Source organism: Arenibacter sp. S6351L (assembly GCF_023016025.1).
Taxonomy (GTDB): Bacteria; Bacteroidota; Bacteroidia; order Flavobacteriales; family Flavobacteriaceae; genus Arenibacter; species Arenibacter algicola_B.
This window is the reverse complement of record NZ_JALKBB010000022.1, coordinates 1-20,213: the sequence shown is the minus strand read 5'-3', so window position 1 is coordinate 20,213 and position 20,213 is coordinate 1. Positions and strand designations below refer to the sequence as shown.

Here is a 20,213-nt window from a genome sequence, read left to right as displayed (position 1 = left end):
ACAACCCTATTTTATAAACAGGCGATCCGATGAAAGTATCTGCTTTGGAATATTGGGGCCCTTAAAGAAAGTGCACAGACCGTATCCACCACCACTATTGTACCATTGTACCTCAATTTTGTGCCTGCCTTTTTTAAGCTCTACACTTCCCTGTTCTTCACTAACACCGTGGTTGCCATCATGATCAACCACTTCCTTGTTGTTTACAAAAAGTTTGCTCCCGTCGTCAGAGGCTATAAAAAAGGTATATTCGCCTGGGGTTTCCACATCAAAATAGGTAGTAAAAACCATTGCCAACTGATCAACACCATTTGGAAACGTAAGGCCTTCAGAGGTGATTTCATAGGTAGTAAAGGTTTTGCCTACCTGTGACAAACTATCAAAGTTTGGCAATTTTTCTAAATTTTTCCCATAATAATACTTGGCTAAAATCCCGCGTCCCTCCGGATTGTCCAGAACTCTAAAATAGGCTGTCTGAATATTACTTACCTCCTTACCCCCATTAAACTTGCTAGCCTTAACCACTACCGAGCTGTCTAACTCAAAGGGAGCAGAGTATATATTGGCTCCTGAATGGGGGTCACTACCATCCAAAGTGTAGCGTATTTGAGTACCATCGGTAGGCAAATCCATTTTAAGTAAGGGTTTTTCTGAAATATACAAACCTCCCGAGGGATTAAAATGTTTCCCTACGGGGTATATCCTTGGCGCTTTAATAAAACTTTCTGTCCCATATATTTCCGAGGGTTCGTCATAACCTTCAAATGCACTCTTCACAGGCCACCCTACCCAGGCTTCGGGGACTGGAACCCCTAAAGCAAAAGCTACCGTTGGGGAATTATCAATGGTATTGACAGATTCTTTTATTTCATAATTTCTTTTAACCCCCGGTCCCCTCATGATAAATGGTATGGTCAATTCCTCTGGGGTATTGCCCCCGTGACCATTCCCAATACCCCCATGATCGGCCGTAAGAATCACCAAGGTTTTACTGGCCATTCCTGTCTGTTCCAAGGTTTGTAGCACTTCTCCTACATAGGTATCAACTTCGGCCACTGCCTTATAATAGGTTTCTGATCCATGGCCAAAGGAATGACCGGCCTGGTCCACATCATCAAAATGGACAAAAAAATAACGGGGCCTTTTTTCCTCAATGTACTTAGCGGCCAAGGCTGCCGTTTCCTTTAATGTTTCGGTACTCCTTGCATAGTCCAAATGTTCTGGTTCATAGTAAATCCCAACACCATCCCATTGGTGAACGGTTCCCAGTTCGGCATGTGGTTCGGCCTTCCGGATCACCTTAAAAATAGTAGGAAACAGCTTTTTTTCACCATCTGCACTTACCAAGGGAGGTAGTTCAGGTTCCAGGGGATCGGAATCATTCCCTGTTATCCCATGTTGTTCCGGGCCTGCCCCCATCAACACCGAGGCCCAATTTGGCCCTGAGCTTGTAGGCAATACCCCTCTTGCATTCATGGTGTAGGCCCCTTCCTTTATAAGGGCATCTATATTTGGGGTATGTGCATTTGCTATACCAGTGGGACTTAAGGCATCTATCCCGATCACCAAAACGTGTTCTATACCACTTATTCCGGCATTTTCCCTTTTACACCCTACCAATACCATTGCAAGCATTGCAACAATTAAAAGACGCTTTGCTAATTTTCCGAGTCTATTCATTTCTCGATTAATAATATTGTTACTCTAAAAACTTGAAAATTCATCCTATTTAAATTCCTGTATACACAACCTCCATAAATTTTTAGAGCCATATCCGTGGTCTAAGGTTTCATTGGTAGACTAATGACAAGGATTAGATCAAATAGGCGAATTGAGAGCAAAACTACAAATTAAATTATACATATAGTTAAATTTTTTAACTATAAATACATCGGCATTCTTATAAAAAGCAAGAAATACCTTGAGTTCTTGCAATTTCCATTAGCAAGTAGATCCAATAAAACAGGCCGTCACATACTATATAACGACCTGCTTTGACAACTAACTAACCAACTCTAATATTCTGTTGTAGCCAATTATTGTTCCAAGAGTTTAAGAACTTCATCGGCAGACAACACATAATCAAAAATCACTGTGTTTGCTATTTTTCCTTCAAATGGAATCCCATATGATCCGGTACCGTCCTGTGCCAAGCGAATTGGATTACCGCTATTAGCAATTCCTACCGCCATCATACTTGCATTGGCCACTACCTGTCCGTCTTGATATATTTTCATATCTCCATCCCTGTCAAAGGTTGCTGTTAATAAATGCCATTTCCCATCATTAAAAGGCACTCCATCTGTACTTGTATCGGCCTTTGTAGCTCCATCTGAAATCACTGCCCGCCAATTATCGCCCCTAAAGGCCAATGTTAAGCCTACATTGCCCGAACTGTTCCAATCTTGATCCCCAATCATTACCGGGTCACTTGTAGTAGATTTGGTGTTTACCCAAAAGGCAATTGAATAATCCTGCGTAAACCTAAAATCAAGAACCCCTTCGTCTACAACTGTCGCATAACTATTATTCGCAAACTCCCTAGTAATTTTACCGGCTTCCATAGTTGGAGTGGATCCATTCTCTTGCACTTCAATCACTTCAACACTTGTCCTAGTTCTTAATTGGACTCCACTATCGGTTTTAGATTGAATTTTGACCTCATCGGCACTTAATGCATAGTTACTAAGCACTACATCCCCTAATTGTCCTTTAAAGAAACTACTATAAGAACCGGTACCATCTTGACCAATGTTAATAGGCAGTCCACTGGTCATATCCCCGATTGCTGAAATATCTTCTTCTGCTATAAGAACCCCGTCCTGGTAGAGTTTCATTATATTGGATTTTTCAAAAGTAACGGATATATGGTGCCACGCCCCATCATTTATAACAGCTCCTGTAGCATCAGCCCTACCACCTTCTCCATCACCGATATTCACTTTCCAAGCACCTCCTAAATAAGCAACAACAAATCCTTTATTGCCACCGCTTCCCCAATCTTTATTGCCTATAATTGACGGATCACTATCGGTAGATAAAGTGTTTACCCAGAACGAAACCGAAAAACTGCCGTTATTTACAAAGTTTAGATCATCTTGGTCTTCTGAAACCGTAAGGTAATTGTTAACACCATTCAATTCTGCATAGGCTCCAAAATTATCATTAGAAGATAGGTCGTTGAGCGAACCTGAATATCCTAATTTCTTTTTTTCACCAATAGCTGTTTTTAGAAATACAAATGCGGTACCTTCATCTGACTTGTGATGGATGGTGAAAGAAATTTTATTTTCAGATGAAATTGGAAAACCATCCACCCCCACATCATCATAGGACACATAGAAAGTATAAGTGAAGTTAGACGTTTTAGGAACCCCCAATTCTTCAACACTTGTTATCCAAGTAGCTGTATAACCGTTTTCAACCGTCTTAAAATCATCTAAGGTTTCAATAATTGTTGGATCGCCATCCTTTTCAATTTCAATTATCTTAGGCAACGCCTCTACCCAAACAGACAGTTCTATCGTTTGATTAGGCAAATAAAATTCCTCCAAAGTCGGATTATAATCCAAATTTGAAAGCTCTTCTTTCGTATATGGTAATCCCGTTAATGGGTTAGGTCCCGAAACTGAAATGCCATCCATTCCATCCAACCTATGGTCAATTACAATTTCATCATATTTACTTTGATAGGTATCCGAACATCCGTAAATAAATATAGAGGTAATTACAACTAGCCAGTAATAGCAAGTTCTTTGCAATAATCTCTGTGTTATATTAAATATTTTCATTTTTATATTTTTAAATGTTATCCATATAGGGTAAATTATTTCAAAATCCACATTTTGGTATCCCATTCATCAGGACCTTGTTTTGCTACCGCCTCCATATAGTTTTCTTCATTAAAAATCCGCTCATTTTGTGGATATCTATATCGCATTGGTTTAATTCCGCCATTAGGTCCGTTTGGATTAAAGCTTAGGTCTAGCAGACCCGTTCTTTTCCATGAAAAATAACTTTCCATATCACTATACAGGGCCAACCATTTCTGAGTTGCTATCAAAGACAATTTGTGATTGGTATCACCCATATACGCAACACCATCATTAGATAAATAAGTACTGTTCCAAGCCGTCATGGGAGGAATTATTGCACCAAATTCCATTCCAACATTTTGTCTGTCATAACAGTAAGTATAAGAAGCTTTTATACCTTTTTCATAATAATCCTTTGCTACAGATGATCCTCCTGGTACCCATCCTTTTTCGGCCGCTTCCGCCAATAAAAAATTTAGTTCTGCATATGACATCCATACAGTTTGCAAGGCAAAATTTTCTTTTGATTCAAAAATCAACTTAGAAATTCGAGAAACCTCACCTAGCGGTGGTTGGTCCGATGAACCTGAAACAACTCCGGCATACCCATTAGGAGTAGACAATTCAGTCTCTTGGGCATAAAATTTTATCCTTTCATCATTAAATTCCAACAACTTATTTATAAAATCCTCAGCAAGGTAAGTGTCATCTACGAAGAATGTGCCATCCATATTCCTTGGATAAGTGTATTCCTCATTATAAGTCCAAGTAGGTTGATCTTCATTACTTTCCATAATTGGATAAGTGGTGGGATCATTCAACATTTTGGTCAATTCTGCGCTAGGATCAATTTGTCTTGATTGACTTATCAAAACCCTAATTTTAAGCGAATTACAAAATTTATTCCATTTTAACTCATCATTACCCAATAAAAAATCACCATTTAATCCTAACGATCCACTTCCTATTAATTTATTGGCCTCGGTTAGGTCTGCTAAAATACCGGCGAAGACTTGTTGTTGCGTATCATATTTCGGCTGGTTGATTCCATCAGCTGCCTTGCCGGCCTCTGAAAAAGGAATATCACCATAATATGAAGTTAGTATGTAATTCATCCAAGCTCTGATGACTAAACCAACTCCTTTAAAATCCTCTTCCCCTTCTCCTGCATTATCAATAATGTAGTTGACATTCTTCAACTCTTGAAAGTGACTTTCAACCCACCAATCTTGTTCTGATCTTCTCTCTTCTAAAAAGGCATCCCACAACCTGCTTGGAAACTCGGTATAATGAACAAATCTATTGGTTATGTCAAAAGAATTTATTGTATAATCCCTTGAAAGTTCCCTTTCAATTCCCAATAACATTCGTTCTACCTGAATATCGGTAGCCGAATTGGGGTTCTCGTTAATTTCCTCTAACTCATCAGAGCATGCCAATGCAAGAAATAACAGAGGTAGTACTGCTAGATATTTAATATATTTATTAGTATCCATTGTATATATTTTATTGTTAATAAACTGTGTACTTCAATTAGAAGGAAATATTCAAACTCATACCATAAGTTCTACTGGTTGGATACGTATATCCTCCGGTATAACCTGGAATTCCTTCAAAATATACATCTGGGTCCTGATTGGGCATTTTATCCCAAATGAAGAGATTTCTTCCCACCAAGGCTATCTTAACCCGGTCAAAAGGTACTTTTTCGAGTATTTGTTTTGAAAATGTATAAGCCAAGCTAAACTCCCTTAATTTCACATAACTCGCATCGTAAAAGTTATTGGTACTAATTTTGCGCCAAGGGCTCACCCATACGTTCTTTATATCATTACCACTTAAAACTATGTTGTTTTCAGTATATGAACCGTTGGTGTTCAAAATTACCCCCTCTCCTCCAACACCATTGTTTCTCCAGTTTGCGGTTTCCTGGTTGTATCCGCCTCCGTACATAATATTGGTCGCCGCAGAATAGGCTATACCACCTTGCTTCAAATCAACAAGAAAATCCAAACTTATATTCTTGTAATTGAAAGAATTACTAAATCCTATTTGATAATCAGGATTAGCGTTGCCCAAATACTCCAGTTCATCCTTCCTATGTGGGGCCCCATTAGGTGAATAAACATACTCACCAAAATACTGGCTATTTGGATCATCTACCTGAGTCTGTTTATACCCATAAATTGAAAATAATGGTCCTCCAATTCTAGCAATTAACTCCTCTCCATTGTCCCCAAAACCTCCTAAAGAATATTGTTCCAATCCTTCGGATAGGGCTACGACTTTATTCTTGTTTTTGGAGTAATTAATATTGGTGGTCCATGTAAAATCTCCAGTGTCCACAATTTTACCATTTAGCATCATCTCAATACCATTATTGGTGATTTTCCCAACATTGGTCATTCGACTATTATAACCGGAAGAATAAGGTAAAGTTATAGGAATCACCTGATTAACCGTCTCTTGTTCGTAATATGTAATATCCAATCCTATACGTCCGCCAAACAATTTAGTCTCCAATCCAAATTCCATTTCTGTAGCTATTTCCGGCTTTAAATCAGGATTTGCCAAGGATGAAGGCAAATCAAAACCAACATATCCCTCATATTGGCCATCATTAGAAATAGTATTTTGCAATGCATACGGACTTGTATCCTTACCCACTTGGGAATAGCCTGTTCTTAACTTTAGATAATTAATAGCCCCTGGAAGTTGCATAGCCTCGCTCAACAACAAACTCAGGGTAGCAGAGGGGTAGAAATAACTATTGTTTTCCCTTGGTAACGTACTGGACCAGTCATTTCGTGCCGTCAAATTCAAATAGGCCCAATTCCTGTAACTCAAGTTGGCAAATGCATAAATAGAATATACTCTTTTCTTAGAGTCAAATTCAGAAGTCCAATTGGGAACGGCAGAGTTATTAAGGGAATAAATTCCAGGCACCAATAATTTGGAGGATCCGGCAGACAATTGCTCATACGTTACATTTCTTAAATTTCCTCCAGCACTCAAGTCATATTGAAAATCTCTGTCCCTTGCTCCATTATAACTCAATAAAAAATCCGAATTGGATTCGCGTGTGTCCATCCTGTTTTCATTGTAACTTGGATCGCCACTAGCCAGTCCAAAAGGAAATATTTCAGTCCTTTTTTCAAAAATAAGATCATCCCCATGACGAACGAACAACGATAAATCCTTAGTGATGTCATAAGTAAGATTAATGTTACCGAACATCCTGTTTTTATTCTGGCCAGCCTTTACTTCATGTGCTAAAAAATAAGGGTTGTTGTGACCGGTTCGCCACCTGATTTGAGACAAACCTTCCAATCCGGGCTGCCAGTAGTCCCTCAACTGGTCCATACGTACTCCGGGCATCATCCAGGTCAATACATAATTGATAGAATTTGGACCCCAATGCTGCCGAGGTCTATTATCACTTTTCGTATTTACATAGTTAATTACAAAATTTAGCTTCAACTGATCCCCAAGTTGAGAAGATATATTAGTTGATAGGCTATTTCTTTTCAAATCTGTACCAGGTTGCATACCTTTTTGGTTCATATTCTCAAAAGAGAACCTAGCGTTTGTTTTTTCCCCTACTGAGGAAACGGCTATATTGTTAAACAGTGCATGCCCTGTTGTAAAAAACTCTTCATAATTATTTCTTCCTGATGATATAAAAGGTAATTTTTGAACTCTACCTTTATTTGGTATATCCAAATCGCCCGCTCTAAAACCATTTGACGTAGGAGAATACCACCATTCAATATATTTATTTGGATCGTACTTTTCAGAAGACCAGGATTCATCATAAGGTGCCGGGTTGTACACGCCCCTTCCTGTATACAATCCTCTACCCTCTCCTCTTCCAACAGCAAATTCATATTGATAGGTATCCGGATAGGACAACAAGCTTTCAAACATTGTAGAATTATTGTAATCTACTGAGAATGGTTTGTCCACATTTCCTTTCTTAGTAGTAATCAATATTACTCCGTTACCTGCTCTAGAACCATACAAGGCCGCTGCAGATGCACCTTTGAGCACATTGACAGACTCAATGTCGTTAGAATTAAGGTCAGATAACCCATTGCCCCAATCAACACCTCCTGCCACTGAACTTTGCGAATTAATTGGAACGCCGTCAACCACGATCAAAGCGTCATTACCCCCTCTACTCAATGAATTTTCCCCTCTAAGCACGATCCTGGAAGAACCTCCAATGGTAGCTGAGGTATTGATCTGAAGACCAGCGACTTTACCGGACAGATTGGAAGCAATATCTACTGAAGGCGCTACAGCTAGTTTTTCAGCACTAACTTCCTGGGTCGCATATCCAAGTGCTTTTTTCTCCTTCTTTATACCCAATGCCGTCACAACCACTTCATTCAAAGAATTTTCCGATTCTTTCATGATAATTTTAATTACCCGAACCTCACCCACTGTAATCTTTTGGGTTTCCATCCCTAGATAGGAAACCAAAAGTTGATCACCTTTGTCGGCATTAATGCTGAAAAAACCATCGAAATCAGTGACAACCCCCACATTTGTGCCCATTATCAATATATTTACACCTGGCAACGGAGTGTTATCCTCATCTGTCACTGTACCTGAAATATTGAATTGAATTACCTTATCCTGCTGTCCCAACCGTTTACCATTTGCAGATTTTTCGCTTATAAGGATTGTATTATTTGACGTTACCTCAATGCTAAGATTCCCATATGCCAGACTTTGTTTCAGCAAAGTATTAGTGTTAATCCGCCCTTTTTGCACTTGAACCTTAGGATAATCCCTAAATATGCCTTCTTCATAAAAGAATCTATATTCGGTCTGGTCCATAATTAGGTCAAAAACTTCGTCAACAGTTAATGATTCATCCGTTGCTATTTTAACTTTAGAATGTTGAGATACGAGACTGTTTGGTGTTAATGCAAAAACAGTTGCGCAACATAAGAAAATGAATGTTCTCATAATGATCAATAATAGACGTTTTCTATACAGAAAACAGCCCTTGGTCAATTTAAATTTCATAAATTTGTGTGTTATTGGTTGATTAAGATTTTAATTAATTGGTAATAATTCCAAGGGGGTTAGAGCTATAAACTTTTGCGGGTTAAACTTTATCCTCCTTTTTTTTTATAATTGAAATTTACATCATAGGCATATATTTTTATTTGTTAATGGTTATTGGCTATTATAATATGTTTGCTATCTATCCACTGATAGCATTCTTCACATATCGTCCCTTATAATTATTGAATAATGATTTTTTTATCTTTTATTTCGTAATTATTAATTGAATTAGATTTCATAATTGATAAAATATCTTCAATAGCTTGGTTTTTATCCAAAGTCCCCTTGAATTTTATAGATTCCAAATCTTTATTTTCGAAAACTATATCAACATCATACCATCTAGATATTACTTTCATAATATCTTTTAGTGTTTTTCCTTTAAAACTGAAAACACCCTTTATCCATGAGATTTCATTTTCAACATCTACCATTTCGACTGATATTTCGTTCTTCACAACATTTAATTTTGACTGTTGATTTGGAACCAATATTTGTTTAAACGTTGAGGTGTTTACCTGTACTTTACCTTCGACCAAGGTTGTATAAATGTTCGATTCATCTTTATAGGCCTTTATGTTGAACTGAGTCCCTAACACCTCAAGTTCCTGGGCATTATTAGCGACCACGAATTTTGCGCCTTGGTGTTCCGTGCTAGGGGACACATTAAAATAGGCTTCTCCATAAACGAGTTCTACTTTTCGGGTCTTACCGTCCAAAAATGCAACGGGATACTTTAATTGCGATTCAGAATTCAGCCATACTTCAGTTCCATCCGATAATTTTAAATAGAACTGTCCACCTCTTGGAATATTCAGTATATTGTATACAATTTCTTTTGGATTTTGTTCTCGTGCTTTATATACAATTTGTTCTCCATTACTGTTTATGCTTTGCGTTTGGAAAGATGAACCTTTTTCCAATACTACGGCAGAACCGTCTTCAAGTATTAAAGTAGCTTTATCTGTACCCGGTTTTATATTACTATTTACAACTACTGGAGTAATAATTGATTGGGCATTGTACAATAGATCCCTAAAAATAAAAGCTGCGGTCAAAAGTGCAGCAATAACGGCAACCGCAGCATATTTTGCTATATTTTTTATCTTGGAATTGTTCCGAAAATTATTCTTTTCTTTTTTTATGCGACTTTCAATATTTGCTTTCGCTCCCTTTTTGTCACACGTGCCTAAAGTCATATTTATAAATGCACTGGTCCTGATATATTCATAAAACAAGGTTTCGTTTTTTGGATTACATATCCATAACTCTAGTTTCCTAAGCTCATCAAGATTAGCTTCTTTTGTTAGAAACTTAATGATTAAATCTTCAATATTTTTATTCTCTTCTTTCATATTATGTATAACCTTATAACGAAGCTAAATTCCTTATACCACCATTCATTTATAAAAAAAATACTTTTATTCAAATTCTAATCCAATCTTTTACTTCATTGATACCCATATAACGAAGCTATATTTGTTATACCGCCATTTATATAGGAAAAAAAAATATATTTGTTAAGATTCAAATCCATTTCCTCCAATGGCAAAAAAATATTCCGACGAAAAAAAACTAATCAAACACCTAAAAAAAGGTAATACATCAGCATATACTTATCTGGTAGAACTCTATTATGAAAAGCTATGTGATTACGCAAGAAACTTGGCAAGGGATGATTATAAATCGGAAGACATTGTACAAAATGTTATTGTTAGAATGTGGCAGCAACGTGAAAAATTAAATTCTAATATTTCTATTAAAAACTACCTTTTTAAATCTGTTTACAATGAATTTGTTGATCAATATCGAAAAGATATCGCTATTACCGCGTTGGAAAAAAAGTATATTGAAGGTTTGGATTCTGTTCTTGAGGCACAAGGTGATGATAATACAGAGTTACTCATAACTATGGTAATGAAAACAATAGAACAGTTGCCCCCAAAATGTAAAGAAACTTTTTTATTGAATAAAAAAGAAGGGCTTACCTATATTGAAATTGCTGAATTTCAAAATGTTTCTGTCAATACCGTAGAAAAACAAATGGGGAAAGCTATTAGAATAGTACGTGAAAAATTAAAAGATAAAATTAAAACTGTATTGTTTTTATTACTGGGATTAAATACAAACAAAAGTCGATTCTAAATTAAATAAAAAGGGTAATAACATTCGTTTTGGGAATTAATTTCTGCCCTAGAAAGGCCTTTGGATTCCTTTTCTAAAATACTAACCAAGCCGGTGCGTGATTGTAATACTCTCTCCACACTTTGGGCTGCATTCTAATTTAGTATCGATCGGAAGGCTTTACCCAACACTATAATTCAGTAAATAATTCAATTAAACTCTATACATATTTTCAGATAAAATTTCATAATAGCTTAACTAGATTTTTAATAATTTTCTGTAGCTATTAACTGATATAGTCCTTGAAGCACCACCATCGCATACCCCCTAATACTCTCCTTCTTCATACTATGCCCCGCCTCCTCCCTATTGGATAAAAACCCCACCTCCAATAGCACCGCTGGACAAATGTTCTGCGTTTCTCGGAGCACCTGAAAATTGGCATATTTCAATCCCCTAATTTTAAATCCTAAAGCTATATCAAATTCAGACAGGATTGCTTCGGCCAAGTTTTCAGACTTTGATTGCAAATCTAAGTTCATGGTAGCATTTGCTTGCTGTACGTAAACCTCAATTCCTTGGGCCGCCTTCCTTTCAGCCTGATTGCAATGAATAGAAATAAAAACATCAGGTTGCAAAATTTTTATCAACTTGGTTCTATCACTCAAAGAAATTAAAGTGTCGTTATATCTGGTCAAATAGATATCCAGGGTATTACCAAACAATTCCTTGTTCAAACGTATTGCCTCTTTCGCAACCTCCAAAACAATAAACTTTTCCTTTATTCCATTAATTCCAATCGCGCCGGAATCCATTCCCCCGTGTCCGGGATCTAAAATTACTATTTGTCTTCCATTTTCCTGTGCTGTTGTGGTATTGCAAAACAGGGCAAATGACATCCAAAGGCAAACTATCCAAAAATGCTTCATACTGTACGAATTTTAAAGTGCGTGTTGCACAATTTTCATCGTTTTCCCTAGATCATCTCTAATCCGTGAAATTTTAACGCTTTCGACTGTTAAAATTTATTCGATTCCCATCGATTTCTACCATCCTTTAGAAATTCCATAACAAATAGTTCATCATCAGACTTTCCAATATTATTTGGAAGGCATTAAAAAACGAACAGTCATGAATAAACCAATTAAAACTCTTTTACTCTTACTTATGACCACAGGATCCACATTTGCCCAAATTGGGGGAATTGAAGACTCCGTTAATGATGTCTCGGATACCATCAGGACAATCTTCCCCATTATCCTAGGTGTCATTTTCCTTATCGGCTTCCTGTTCAATGCCGGCCATTTCTTTGGCGAAAATTCAGATCTCAAAAAAGGTATTACCAGGGTACTGGTCTTTGTCCTTATCGCTGGGGCCGTAGTAGGCATCTTTACTTACTTAATAGGAATAGTTGTTTAATGAAAAGGTTCGAAGTATATCGCAACATCAGAAAACAGGCCGTGATATTTGGCCTGTCGATCTCCTTTTTTGCCCTACAAATGATTTGCGTGGTCGGTTCTTTAATGGTCATCATTTTCTCATTCAGCCTTGCAATGATCATGGGTGTATTGGTATTCAATGCTGCGCTCTATATAGGCTTAATCAGGATTACGAACAACCCCCAACCAATTACCCTTTGGGGGGTATTCCCAAAAATTATCAGTAATAAGAAATCGTCATTACTTAATTATGGACAAGATTAATCTATCGGCACACCATCCTATTGTGGATATTAGATCCAATATTGTCTTTGCCAATAATGGCAATGTAATCCTATGTTATGAAGGCTCCCTGCCAGAAATCCATTCCCTTTCGGAGAAAGATTTTGAGGATATTCATGGTACCTGGTTCCAGGCCATCAAATCGTTGCCGGTCGGATGTGTGATCCACAAACAGGATGTTTATTTAAAGAAACAATTCACTTCCGAAAATTTGCCCAACACCACCTTTTTGGCCAAGGCTACACATGGGCATTTCAAAGGACGCGAGTACATAGAACATAGGTGCTTTCTGTTTTTCATCCTTACCAAGAACAAAACCTTGAACAACGCCAAATATGTGAACCCGTTCCGAAAAGTTCCCCAGAGGATTCCCCAGGAACTGGACGATCATATTAAAAGTTTTATGGACTCCGTAAACGATTCCGTTTCCTTTATCAACAACAGTCGAAAAATACAGTTTGTTCCTTTGGCCGAAAAGGAAATCCTATCCATTACCGGCAATTATTTCAATGGGTTCAATGAGGGTATTGATACAGATATCCTTTTGGACAGATCTGAGATTTCCATCGGGGAGAACCTCTTTGATGTTTTGGCCATAAACAGTGAGCTTTGCTTTGGGGAGAATGTCCTGAGCAGCAAGACCAACGAACGGTTTACCTCGGACGATTTTGTATTCCATCAAGGGTTTATTGATGGGATAGGACTCTCGTTGAACGAGAATCATATCGTAAACCAGATCATCTACCTGGACGATAAACATAAATGGCGCAAGTTGTTGGACAAGAAGATCGAAGAACTCAACAAAAGTTCCAATTTCGGTTCCCAGAACAAAGTAACACTTGTAAAGGTCCAACAGATCCTTGACCAGATCAATAATGATGACAGCTCGCGAATAATCCGGGGCCATCTCAATGTCATCTTTTGGGATTCCGAAGCCAAGGGCCTTGCCAAAATAGGTTCGAAAATAAGGACCGAATTCAAAGAACTTGATATTGTCCCCTACTACCCCAGGGGGGAGGAACGCAAAAATTATATCCTCAATAGTTATTTCTGTTTCTCCCCCAATTTCTCGGACGAGGATCTTTACGTGACCGACCTGAAACATGCCTTGTGCCTATATATAAACAATAGCAACTACAAATCGGATGCTACGGGGATAATCTTCAATGACCGGGAACACAACATCCCCGTCTTAAAGGATGTCTGGGATGAAAGGAAAAAGCGTATCAAAGCAAGGAATTTTGCCATTTTCGCTCCAACGGGAGAAGGAAAGTCCTTCTTGGCCAATAATATACTCCGTCAATACTTCGAGGCGGGCGTCCGGCTGGTCATCATCGACCTTGGAGGGTCCTACACTAAGTTTGCAAAGCTTTATCCCGAACAATACACTGTACTGAGATATGAGAGCGGGAAGAACCTAGGCATCAACCCATTTTACGTTCATAACCCCGAAGACCTTACCCCGGAGCGATTGGAAGATCTGTCGGTATTCCTTTTTGAATTGTTGGCCTCCGAGCTAAAGGCTAATAAGGCCCAGTCCGTCTCCATTAAAAAGATACTGCTGTATTTTTATCAGATGGTTAAGGTGAACCATTCCTTGGACAGCTTCTATCGCTTTATAGAGGAGCATCAGAAGAGTTTGTTGGACCAACTTAAAATTCAAGCCGATTACTTCAATATTCCAGACTTCCTTCACATTATGTCCGAATATGTTGGTAATGGACTGTACAGCTTCCTGTTCGAGGTCAGCGAGGATCAGACCTTTAAGATCGAGGATAAACGCTTGATCGTTTTTGAACTGGACGAAGTAAAGGACAATAAGGAAATCCTCTCGGTAATGTTAAAACTGATCAAGTCCGCCATCCAACGCAGCATTTGGAAAAATCGAGCGGAAAAAGGCATCATCCTTTTCGATGAGTTTGCCAAACAGCTAAAATTCGAAAATGTTCTGGAGAGTGTTGAATTCTACTATCAGGCTATCCGAAAACAGAACGGGGCCATAGGTATCATCCTGCAATCCATCAACCAATTGCCCAACAATTCCACTTCGGCGAGCATACTGGAAAACACCCAGGTGATCTATAGCCTGAACAATGAAAAGGGATATGGGGAACTGAAGAACAGACTTAACCTTTCCAGCCATGACCTAAACCAATTGAAATCCATCAAGAACAATCTTTCCGGACCACGCAAGTACACCGAAATGTTTATCAAGATTGGGAAGGAAAGCAACATTTTCAGATTGGAAGTACCCCCTGAAGTCTATGCCGCCTATTTAACGGATGGCGAAGAAAACGCCCGTATAATGCGGATTTATGAAAATACCAATAATATGGAGAAAGCTATAACCGAATTTATTAACACAAAAAACAAGAAAGCATGAAATTTTCAAAAAAAATTCACGAACACTTCGGCAATAGATTCGCCGTGAGTAAAACACATGAGAAACAAACCTTAAAGAAAAGCGTACTTACCATGGTCATTGCCCTGACCATGGCCATATTAATGCCCGGCCGTGCCACGGCCCAGGGCGTGCCGGTTTACGACAACACCAATTTCATTTCCTTCATGAAATCCTTATTGGAATCAGGAAAACAGACCTCACAATTGTTGAAGACTGTCAAATTTCTAAAACAACAGAAGGAAAACGTGGATAAGGTCAATGATGTGATCAAACAACTAAAGGCTGTAAAGGAACTCGCCAATAGTAACCAACGTCTGTTCGATTTCGTACAGGACGACCTGAGGGAGATTTTCAACTCTCCCTATATCAAACCTGAAGAAGTTACCCGTATCTCGGATTCCTTCAACGACATTATAGAAAACTCTTTGTCCGGCATGGATTATATAGAAGAGGTGCTTTCCAGTGACAACCTGAGAATGACCGATGCCGAACGGGCTGCTATCCTCAAGGAAAAGGAACTGCAATCCAAGGAAATGGTGGCAGAGATCGAGGCCAAAACACGCCGTTATAGAGAAATAATCGCCTTTAGGGAAATGCAGGACAAGATTAATAACCGCGAAGCCAAGTATTAATGTCGGACATTTTTTTAGGTATAGGTCTGGAATATGTGGACACTGTTTTTCAAGCGATTAAGAACAGTGAATTCTCCCAGTACACCATTACGGGAATGAAGACCCTTGCCGTATTATTTTTCCTGATCAATATCCTAAAAAAGTACAATGAAGGTGTAGCCAATAACGAAGGTTATACTTGGGGGCTGACCCCTGCCGAACTGGCCAAGAATTTTGCTGTAATCATTATAGTCATTTTTTCCACTCAGGTGTTGGGGGTTTTCGACTCTATTTTGGTGGCCGTAGAGTCTCAGTATAGAGACACCGCCCCTGCTCTCCTTCCCTTGCAGATGCAGGAGATTGACATTGAACAAGATGTTGGGGCGATCGAAGCAGCAAAAAAGGCCATGGCACTTTTATATGAGGCTTTGGTGACCCCATTGTTTGGCCTAAAGATTTTGGCGTTCATAATCGGCTTGTTTCTTTGGTTGATGGACCTGTTCATCTATCCTTTGTTTTTGGCAGAACGTTTCTTTCTCCTTGGGATAATGCAGGCTTTTTTTCCACTAGTCATTAGCCTGGCCGTATTTGAAAAGTTTAGGTCATTGGCATACAACTTCTTTAAGCTCTATGCAGGGGTTTACATGTTAGTGCCGGCATTTTTCTTGGTCAATGTATTTGTCAACTTTCTATATACCGAGCTGAACACCAACTTTTGGTCCAGTCTGTTCGGAACGGACTGGGGGAGTCAATTCTTTGCGCCAGTAATACAGTTAGGGTCCATAGGATTTATTGTGTTCTTAAAATTCAAATTGTACCGTAGGGCCATCTCGTTTACGTTGAAACTATTTAGCGGTATATAAAGTATAACGCAAAAAACAATTAAAAGCCACTGATGAAAACACCATATAAAAATATTTACAGCATCCTCAAACAAAATCGTTTTATCGTCTTGTCCGTAGTCATAGGCGCATCATTGACATGTATTGTTTCCATATGTGTAGTTCTCAAAGTACACAGGGAAACGATCAACAAGGCGTTTATGGTCAATACCGATGGGAACGTGATACCCTTAAAATTGGTCGCCCAAAAAGAAAATCTGGGGGTGGAAGTATTGTCCCATCTGGAATTGTTCCACATTTACTTTTACAATATAGATCCTAGCAATTATGAAAAGAACTTGGAGAAGGCACTTTGGTTGGGCAACAATTCGGTAGATGCCCTTTACAGACAGAAAAAATCGGATGGGGTCTATAACCGCTTATTGCAGTATTCCTTGGTCCAGAAGGTACTCCAAGTCGAATCCGAAATAGAGCTCTCCCAAGAACCCTATACTTTCCGTACTACTACCCTATTCGAGATCAATCGGGGCAAGGTAACGGATACCTACGAATTGGTGACTACGGGTAATTTGATACGTGTGGACCGCAACTTTCCTAAAAACACCCACGGGCTTTTAATTACCAACTATTTCGAGAACTCTTTAAAAAAAATACAGGATGAAAATTGAAAAGAACAAGATCGTGTTTGGTTCGGTAATATTGGTCATTGTACTGTTCATTGGGGGATATACTATGATCGTATTAAACAATGAAGATGAAGCTGAGGAGTCTTTGAAACAGACCGAAGTACCTAAATTGGAAGAGCAGCAAAAGGAGTACAATTCCAAACTTGAAGCTGTAGATAATATTCCTGAAGACCGTGTAAAAAATGCACCCAGCGTATATGATGAAAGGTTTTTGGATTCTACCGGAGTATATGATCCCGATTTTATGGACAAGGATAAACAGCGCATAGTTGATAGCATTTACAGCCAAGGCCGTATCGACTATTCCGAGAGCAGATACCGAAATGTGGAAACAAAAAAAGCCAGAGTGGATGCACCCATAAAGAATGATACTATTGAAGTTGATGCCGAACAACCCATTTCTACCAAGGAACTGGCGTTGGAGCATCAGCTCTTTTTTGCTGCGGATCCAAAATCCAATTCATTATCATTTGTTCCCAATCCCCCCGTTGTTAAAGTAGAAGTGGATGGCAGTCAAGTGGTTCGGGCAAACAGCCGATTACAGCTGCGCCTACTTCAAGAAATACAATTGGGGACCATAAAAATTCCAAAGAATACTTTACTCTATGGCATTGTCAGTTTTAAGCCCAACAGGACACTACTTAAAATTGATAATATAAATCACATCCCTGTTAAGCTCAAGGCCTTCGATCTGCAAGACGGACTGGAGGGCATTTATGTGGAGAACAGTTTTCAGGGCGAAGTGGCAAACGAGGTGGTTGATGATGTCCTGGACGATATCAATATCGCTGGCGTACCCCAAGTAAGCGGTATTAAAAAAGTTTTCCAGCGGGGTAATAGAAGAACAAAAGTGGCTGTGCTCAACAATTTTAAACTCATTTTAAAAGCTCCTAAGGGGCAATAAATTTTTACACCTATGAAAAAATCGATACCCTTGCTCGGTCTCCTGATAATTATGGCCTCTTTGGAAGGACAAAATGCGAAAGTCATCGACACCATATATGCCAATGAACAAAAGACCGTTTCCCTATTCTTTCCCGATCCCATTCGACAGGGAATCACAGGATCCCACAATTACGCCTTTAGCTTCAATAGGGAAAAAGCACAGTACTTTGGACTGCTGCAGGCCACTCCAGGGGAGGAAAGCAATCTATTGGTAGTAACCCAGGATGGTGGGGTATATTCATATTTATTACGATATTCCCAAAAACTAGAAAAGCTCAATTATTTCATTGCTGACTCCGAACGTATAGGCAATGAAAGGACTGGTCCCTTCATATTGCCTCAAAAAAATATTTCCTTGGTAGATTCCGACACCATCCCTACCTCGGATAAATCCGTGGACTATTCAAAACTGTGCGCACAATTGCTCCGAAACCCCAAGCCCTTTGATCAAATAAAATATAAGGATGGAGTCACTATCCGTATGGCGAAAAGTATCTATTATCTTAACGAGGTCTACATAGTCTTTGAAATTGACAACGATTCCCAAATTGATTTTGAGATCAACACCTTGAACCTGTATAAAGTGAACGGCAATAAAAAACGAAAGGCTTCCTACCAGGAACTCCTCTTGTCCCCTATATATAAATTTAAAATGCCACAATTGGTCTTTAAAGGCCAGCAAGTACATTTTGTATGTGTGTATCCTAAATTTACTCTGGGAGCACGTGAGAAGCTAATGGTTAAGTTGGAAGAGTTGAATGGGAATAGGGATGTGATTAAACTTAGAAAATAACTTTAAATTTAAGGGGAAAAATTCTATTTAAAATTTTCAGGTGGTTATAGAATCAATGTACGGCTTATTTGGCTGAATTCTAGAAAACAACTAAACACTTTTAGCTATTCTGAATTGATTGAAACTGTTTGAACACTAATAAACTGTATTATCAGCTCTAGATTATGGCCATTCTTCTCGCCTATTGTTTTTACTAAATTCTCTTAGGCCAAAATTAAATTAACCATTTATCCGGAATTAATGCTTTGTCTTCCTCATCATCCCTCCATCTAAAAACTTTATGTACAGAATCAAATTCAGACCAAACATCGGAACCAGCGTGTTCTAAAACTATAATTTGTAAATTACCTTTAGTTCTTACTATTGCCTCATCTAAGGCTTTAAAAATTCTTTTGACTCTTTCAATATCATCACCTTTTATAATTTCTTGTGCATTAAGTTCAGGGAAATAGGCCTGACTTGGCTGGTCAAAGAATAAAAAATTTGGGACTGGATGTGAGTCATTTCTTAAAAAAAGTTCTTGTAGTGCTAGTGCAGTAGATATATGATAGGCCATATAATTTGAGCCACTTCCTATTTCCCAAAGAAAATCTTCTCTTCTATTACCTAAAAATTTAAGGGTTAAATTTATTATATCTAGTTCCGCAGGGTCTTCACTTCTCTCTGCTTTAAATATTTTCGAATAATGTTCTATTGATGACTGTATACGGTTTATTGCGTTCTTTAGTTTTTGTCTTATTTTATCCCTATCTATTATACTCCTTAAATCTCTTATGCGTCCTCTTAGAATCTGTAATTTATCTAATAGACCTTTATCTTTAAATAGAGTATCATAATCACTTAATTTACTTTCCAATTCTCCTATAAACCTAAGTACGGAACTTGATGATTGATTCTGTGATTTATATTTTGCATCAATTCGTTGCAATCCATTTAATTCTGTTCTAACTTTATTAAGACTATCTTCTTTTGTTTTAAGATTCTTATCTAAATCAAGTATTTCTTTATCAAGAACTTTTCTAATTTCATTTGAACTACTTGCCTTTTGTTTTATCGATTCACTTACAGTAACTAATTTTTTGACATATTCGCTAGTCTTGTAGCCTTACCCTTTTTAGGACATCTCTAAATTCAACAATTTTTCTTTAATATTGGTCGTTTCGGGGAAGAATTCTTCCCCGAAACGGTCTTTG

General features: G+C 38.2%; 16 protein-coding genes. 9 read left to right on the top strand and 7 right to left on the bottom strand.

Annotated elements, in window-relative coordinates; genetic code table 11:
• Positions 1-6: 6 nt before the first annotated feature.
• The 5 genes from MWU82_RS16730 to MWU82_RS16710 form a co-directional block, all read right to left on the bottom strand.
• Complete coding sequence (locus MWU82_RS16730; protein ID WP_247097247.1) at positions 7-1,680, bottom strand: alkaline phosphatase family protein; 1,674 nt, start codon at positions 1,678-1,680, stop codon at positions 7-9.
• Between the two features lie 356 nt (positions 1,681-2,036).
• Positions 2,037-3,791, bottom strand: coding sequence for a LamG domain-containing protein (locus MWU82_RS16725; RefSeq protein WP_247097246.1), 1,755 nt, complete (start codon positions 3,789-3,791; stop codon positions 2,037-2,039).
• A 35-nt stretch (positions 3,792-3,826) separates the two neighbouring features.
• Positions 3,827-5,311, bottom strand: a complete 1,485-nt coding sequence (locus tag MWU82_RS16720; protein WP_247097245.1) for a SusD/RagB family nutrient-binding outer membrane lipoprotein — start codon at positions 5,309-5,311, stop codon at positions 3,827-3,829.
• A gap of 37 nt (positions 5,312-5,348) precedes the next feature.
• Positions 5,349-8,852 (bottom strand): SusC/RagA family TonB-linked outer membrane protein, encoded by a 3,504-nt coding sequence (locus MWU82_RS16715; protein ID WP_247097244.1) that lies wholly within the window; start codon positions 8,850-8,852, stop codon positions 5,349-5,351.
• 221 nt (positions 8,853-9,073) lie between these two features.
• On the bottom strand, positions 9,074-10,249 hold the full coding sequence (locus tag MWU82_RS16710; RefSeq protein WP_247097243.1) for a FecR family protein: 1,176 nt from the start codon (positions 10,247-10,249) through the stop codon (positions 9,074-9,076).
• 190 nt (positions 10,250-10,439) lie between these two features.
• Here MWU82_RS16710 and MWU82_RS16705 point away from each other — a divergent pair, with 190 nt between their 5' ends.
• On the top strand, positions 10,440-11,039 hold the full coding sequence (locus MWU82_RS16705) for a sigma-70 family RNA polymerase sigma factor (RefSeq protein WP_247097242.1): 600 nt from the start codon (positions 10,440-10,442) through the stop codon (positions 11,037-11,039).
• A 245-nt stretch (positions 11,040-11,284) separates the two neighbouring features.
• Here the strand turns inward: MWU82_RS16705 and MWU82_RS16700 are convergent, their stop codons facing one another.
• Positions 11,285-11,947, bottom strand: a complete 663-nt coding sequence (locus MWU82_RS16700) for an N-acetylmuramoyl-L-alanine amidase (RefSeq protein ID WP_247097241.1) — start codon at positions 11,945-11,947, stop codon at positions 11,285-11,287.
• 202 nt (positions 11,948-12,149) lie between these two features.
• On the opposite strand from MWU82_RS16700, the gene MWU82_RS16695 reads away from it, so the two are divergent.
• From MWU82_RS16695 to MWU82_RS16660, 8 genes are read left to right on the top strand one after another with little or no spacing between them, the layout of a single operon-like run.
• A complete protein-coding gene (locus tag MWU82_RS16695; protein ID WP_069858945.1) occupies positions 12,150-12,437 on the top strand; it encodes a hypothetical protein in 288 nt (95 codons plus the stop codon).
• Positions 12,437-12,721 (top strand): hypothetical protein, encoded by a 285-nt coding sequence (locus MWU82_RS16690; RefSeq protein WP_247097240.1) that lies wholly within the window; start codon positions 12,437-12,439, stop codon positions 12,719-12,721. Before MWU82_RS16695 ends, MWU82_RS16690 begins: the two co-directional genes overlap by 1 nt.
• The gene (locus MWU82_RS16685) at positions 12,708-15,122 is read left to right on the top strand and encodes a TraG family conjugative transposon ATPase (RefSeq protein WP_247097239.1); all 2,415 of its coding nucleotides are present in this window, start codon (positions 12,708-12,710) and stop codon (positions 15,120-15,122) included. The genes MWU82_RS16690 and MWU82_RS16685 overlap by 14 nt, the downstream gene beginning before the upstream one ends.
• Positions 15,119-15,775 carry a conjugal transfer protein gene (locus tag MWU82_RS16680; RefSeq protein WP_247097238.1) on the top strand — a complete coding sequence of 219 codons (657 nt, stop codon included), beginning with the start codon at positions 15,119-15,121 and terminating at the stop codon, positions 15,773-15,775. The genes MWU82_RS16685 and MWU82_RS16680 overlap by 4 nt, the downstream gene beginning before the upstream one ends.
• Entirely contained in the window at positions 15,775-16,617 is an 843-nt protein-coding gene (locus tag MWU82_RS16675) for a hypothetical protein (protein WP_247097237.1), read from the top strand. The genes MWU82_RS16680 and MWU82_RS16675 overlap by 1 nt, the downstream gene beginning before the upstream one ends.
• A gap of 32 nt (positions 16,618-16,649) precedes the next feature.
• Positions 16,650-17,264: a conjugal transfer protein TraK gene (locus tag MWU82_RS16670; RefSeq protein ID WP_247097236.1), complete on the top strand. Its 615-nt coding sequence runs from the start codon at positions 16,650-16,652 to the stop codon at positions 17,262-17,264.
• Complete coding sequence (traM, locus tag MWU82_RS16665; RefSeq protein WP_247097235.1) at positions 17,254-18,186, top strand: conjugative transposon protein TraM; 933 nt, start codon at positions 17,254-17,256, stop codon at positions 18,184-18,186. Before MWU82_RS16670 ends, traM begins: the two co-directional genes overlap by 11 nt.
• A 12-nt stretch (positions 18,187-18,198) precedes the next feature.
• Positions 18,199-19,020 carry a DUF4138 domain-containing protein gene (locus tag MWU82_RS16660; protein WP_247097234.1) on the top strand — a complete coding sequence of 274 codons (822 nt, stop codon included), beginning with the start codon at positions 18,199-18,201 and terminating at the stop codon, positions 19,018-19,020.
• Between the two features lie 214 nt (positions 19,021-19,234).
• Here the strand turns inward: MWU82_RS16660 and MWU82_RS16655 are convergent, their stop codons facing one another.
• On the bottom strand, positions 19,235-19,948 hold the full coding sequence (locus MWU82_RS16655; RefSeq protein WP_247097233.1) for a DUF3732 domain-containing protein: 714 nt from the start codon (positions 19,946-19,948) through the stop codon (positions 19,235-19,237).
• Positions 19,949-20,213: the final 265 nt, after the last annotated feature.

Coding starts and splice junctions, on each gene's coding strand:
- MWU82_RS16730 (WP_247097247.1), bottom strand. CDS start 1,680: ATGAATAGACTCGGAAAATTAGCAAAGCGTCTTTTAATTGTTGCAATG.
- MWU82_RS16725 (WP_247097246.1), bottom strand. CDS start 3,791: ATGAAAATATTTAATATAACACAGAGATTATTGCAAAGAACTTGCTAT.
- MWU82_RS16720 (WP_247097245.1), bottom strand. CDS start 5,311: ATGGATACTAATAAATATATTAAATATCTAGCAGTACTACCTCTGTTA.
- MWU82_RS16715 (WP_247097244.1), bottom strand. CDS start 8,852: ATGAAATTTAAATTGACCAAGGGCTGTTTTCTGTATAGAAAACGTCTA.
- MWU82_RS16710 (WP_247097243.1), bottom strand. CDS start 10,249: ATGAAAGAAGAGAATAAAAATATTGAAGATTTAATCATTAAGTTTCTA.
- MWU82_RS16705 (WP_247097242.1), top strand. CDS start 10,440: ATGGCAAAAAAATATTCCGACGAAAAAAAACTAATCAAACACCTAAAA.
- MWU82_RS16700 (WP_247097241.1), bottom strand. CDS start 11,947: ATGAAGCATTTTTGGATAGTTTGCCTTTGGATGTCATTTGCCCTGTTT.
- MWU82_RS16695 (WP_069858945.1), top strand. CDS start 12,150: ATGAATAAACCAATTAAAACTCTTTTACTCTTACTTATGACCACAGGA.
- MWU82_RS16690 (WP_247097240.1), top strand. CDS start 12,437: ATGAAAAGGTTCGAAGTATATCGCAACATCAGAAAACAGGCCGTGATA.
- MWU82_RS16685 (WP_247097239.1), top strand. CDS start 12,708: ATGGACAAGATTAATCTATCGGCACACCATCCTATTGTGGATATTAGA.
- MWU82_RS16680 (WP_247097238.1), top strand. CDS start 15,119: ATGAAATTTTCAAAAAAAATTCACGAACACTTCGGCAATAGATTCGCC.
- MWU82_RS16675 (WP_247097237.1), top strand. CDS start 15,775: ATGTCGGACATTTTTTTAGGTATAGGTCTGGAATATGTGGACACTGTT.
- MWU82_RS16670 (WP_247097236.1), top strand. CDS start 16,650: ATGAAAACACCATATAAAAATATTTACAGCATCCTCAAACAAAATCGT.
- traM (WP_247097235.1), top strand. CDS start 17,254: ATGAAAATTGAAAAGAACAAGATCGTGTTTGGTTCGGTAATATTGGTC.
- MWU82_RS16660 (WP_247097234.1), top strand. CDS start 18,199: ATGAAAAAATCGATACCCTTGCTCGGTCTCCTGATAATTATGGCCTCT.